3 protein-coding genes are annotated in these 3142 nt (G+C 43.3%); 1 reads left to right on the forward strand and 2 read right to left on the reverse strand.

Annotated elements, in window-relative coordinates; translation table 11 throughout:
• Positions 1–152: 152 nt before the first annotated feature.
• The gene (locus VFM80_RS10220; protein ID WP_395071728.1) at positions 153–881 is read left to right on the forward strand and encodes a tetratricopeptide repeat protein; all 729 of its coding nucleotides are present in this window, start codon (positions 153–155) and stop codon (positions 879–881) included.
• Here VFM80_RS10220 and VFM80_RS10225 read toward each other — a convergent pair.
• Both VFM80_RS10225 and VFM80_RS10230 read right to left on the reverse strand, forming a co-directional pair.
• On the reverse strand, positions 878–2164 hold the full coding sequence (locus tag VFM80_RS10225; RefSeq protein ID WP_395071729.1) for a YaiO family outer membrane beta-barrel protein: 1287 nt from the start codon (positions 2162–2164) through the stop codon (positions 878–880). The two genes, VFM80_RS10220 and VFM80_RS10225, sit on opposite strands and share 4 nt — an antisense overlap.
• Positions 2165–2190: 26 nt before the next feature.
• Positions 2191–3142 (reverse strand): glycosyltransferase family 2 protein (locus tag VFM80_RS10230; RefSeq protein WP_395071730.1); only part of this gene is annotated, 952 nt, incomplete at its 5' end.

Consider the following 3142-nt stretch of genomic DNA (forward strand, 5'->3'; position numbering starts at 1 on the left):
CGTCAGCCGGCTTACCGTATGGCTGCCCCTTCGCATTCCTTTTTCCATAATCCCAAAATACCACCTTTTAGATTTTTTCGGAATACTAAAGTGCTGCACTGAAAGTGCAGGGTTTTAAACCCTGGGCTGGGACCAATAAAAAAGTCCCCTTTATGAGGACCAAAAATAACATGGCTGATTATTTATCCGAAGAGTATTTCATTTCTGATAACCGTCTTTACAGACTTCATGAAGGCATGCTGCTCGGTGAGCTAGAGAACCCAGATCTCAAAGACCGGATCTATGAGGAATTTGAAGCATTCAAACGTAAGAACAGTTATGTAACAGGGAAAAATAAACTCATTGAACTAACTGATTCCCAAAAACGTGATTTTCATGAACTCAACAATGAGTTACAGTTTCTCGGGGACGAAAACTTGACAGAACTCAATGCCTCAGAACTGTTCAACATTGCACGTGATTCAGCGTTCAGTTCCAACTATGAATATGCACAGATCTTACTTAGGCATGCTTTAAGGAGCTCACCAAGCTTTCATGATGCCCGGCTGCTTTATGGCCGAACCCATGCCTGGAGCGGAGATTATGATAACGCCATATCTAAATTTGAGGAAGTACTGGAAAGAGCACCCGATTATCAGGATACTTACAGTGCCCTGGCCGATGTCTATTATTGGCAGGGGCTACACGAAAAGAGTCTTGAATATACAGAAATGGGTTTATCTAAGGATGACACCTATCTCCCTTTGATCTTCAGAAAAGCACGAAGCTTTTACTTTCTGGAGAATACTGACAGTGCAAGAGTTTGGATCGACAAAGGGCTGAACCTTGATCCTGATAACACCAATCTGCGCGACCTACAGATCCAGCTTTCCGGGAATTAGAATTTATAGACTACTCCCCCATTCAGGGTGATAACATTAATAAAATTATCAGGGTTGAAAGCGAGTTCCTGTCGGGTTAAGTCAAACGAAAGAAAAGCAGAAAGGTTATATCGCAGTTCTTTATATCCATCTATTCCTATGAACTGTGATTCTGTGAAGAATACATCTCCTGATACATTCTGAAAGCGTCGTTCTTCCGGATAAAACCCAAAACCACCACGGAAGGTGATATAATTTTCCGGTCCGGCCAGGTATTTGCGAGCCAGCAGGCTCAGCGATCGGGAAACACCTATTGAATTAGGTGTGATGTACGGCCTCACGGTAAACAGCCAGTTGCCCTGATACTTTGAAACGGTTCCGGTGAAGATCCACACATCACTGTTAAACCTGAGATACCTAAATCCGGCAGACACTTCAAATGCACGAGGCAGGTTCTTATACAATTCAGCACCGGATCTGAATTCCGGAAACAGAGAGCTTGAGGAATATCCGGCACTTACATATCCGTACCATCCATCTGTGATGGAGGGATAGAAATCGAGCTCGGCCTGCAATCCGTCGGTTGAAAACCTGCGCTGATAATTTAGACGTCCTATGATTGACCCATAATTAGTGCGGCGTGAAAGTTGGACATATCCTTTGTGGATGTCATCAAAAATATCCTCAAAAGTATCGTAGGTGTAACCCGTGGTCAGCGTATAATCCTGACGGGAGGTTTTGATGCTCTCCCGAAGTTGTTGGGCTTCAGCGTTGGATTTGTCGATCTGTTCAAGCTGATTGAGTACCTGCAGTGCCTCTTTGTCTTTACCTGCAGAATTCAACGATTCGGCACGTTTCAGTAGTACATCTTTATCAACTGAATGATATTTGACAGCCTGTTTTGAATAATTAAGCATGGCCGTTTCATTTTCGGCCCACCGCTCATTATCGATAGCGGCAAAGAGGGCATCCTTATAGTCCGGACGTTTTTCAAGCACGTAATTCAGTTCCACACGGGCTTTATCGTAGCTTCCATCCCATGCATAGGTTCGGGCGATCAAAATACGTACATCGTGATAATCCGGTGATCGCTCCAGAATGGCATAGGCTAATTCTCTTGCTTCCTCGCGCTGACCGTCAAACGCCAGTTCACGAGCTTGCTGGAACGCTTCATCTATATTTTCGATCGTTTGCCCAAAAGCCGTTTGTACTGATAACATCAATACTAACACCACGATCAACCCACTTAAGGCATTGATCTCTTTGTAATTTTGTTTAGTAAAGTGCTTTTCTTGATGCTTCATAGTATTCAACATTACCTCAGTTTTCATCAAATTCCAAGTTCAGCCCTAATGATAGAATACACATCAGGAATTATTCCATTATCGATCAGTACGTGCAGGATCAGGGCAATGATCAGGATCATCACGCCATAAATCACTGCCCAATATTTTAATGACCCGAACATACCGGAAATGGATCCCTTCAGCTTTTTAAAACCTTTATTCACATTACTTTTAGAAGCAAGGCCTGTTCGTGTCATAACGCCCCACTCTTTATCCCCTTTTATGTAGTCTATCAAACCTTTGAATCGCCACCAAGTGTGTATCTGCCGGTAACCAATATTCTCCAAAAAGGCATACAAGGTTAAGTTGGCAATATTGCCCAGAGTCGGATAACGACGGAATGAAAGTTCCTCACAGAGCACTGAAGTCACTGACAGAACCATTCCAAGAAATACTGATGCCGTAAGAAAAAGCAGTACAAATGAAGAATTGAAACCTCCCAGTAAAAGGACGATCAGGAAATAAATAAACCCTAGTAACTCAACCACCGGCCCTAACATCTCAATAAAGAAGAAATATGGCATTGCCAACATCCCTAATCTGCCATATTTAGGATTCAGCAGCATTTTCTTATGGCGCATCATGGTGTCTGCCAGTCCACGCTGCCAGCGGTTTCTTTGCCTTCCCAGCACTGACCAGCTTTCGGGTACTTCAGTCCAGCAAACCGGCTCAGGCATAAAACGTACCCTATACTGTTCCCCTTTTTCCTTGAAATGGCGGTGCAGTCTTACAACCAGCTCCATATCCTCGCCTACCGTATCATGTAAATATCCTCCTACTTCAACCACTGCCTTTTTATCAAATACGCCAAAAGCACCGGAAATGATTAATAAGCTGTTCAAATAATCCCAACCTACTCTCCCAAATAAAAACGACCGAAGGTATTCTACTGTTTGTACCCGACCAAGATAGCTTTTTGGAAGATCCACTTTCCTC

The organism is Gracilimonas sp. (assembly GCF_035704785.1).
Lineage (GTDB): Bacteria > Bacteroidota > Rhodothermia > Balneolales > Balneolaceae > Gracilimonas.

What these genes read in the sequence shown, in the direction of transcription:
- VFM80_RS10220 (WP_395071728.1), top strand. Translation starts at nt 153, where the DNA reads ATGAGGACCAAAAATAACATGGCTGATTATTTATCCGAAGAGTATTTC.
- VFM80_RS10225 (WP_395071729.1), bottom strand. Translation starts at nt 2,164, where the DNA reads ATGAAGCATCAAGAAAAGCACTTTACTAAACAAAATTACAAAGAGATC.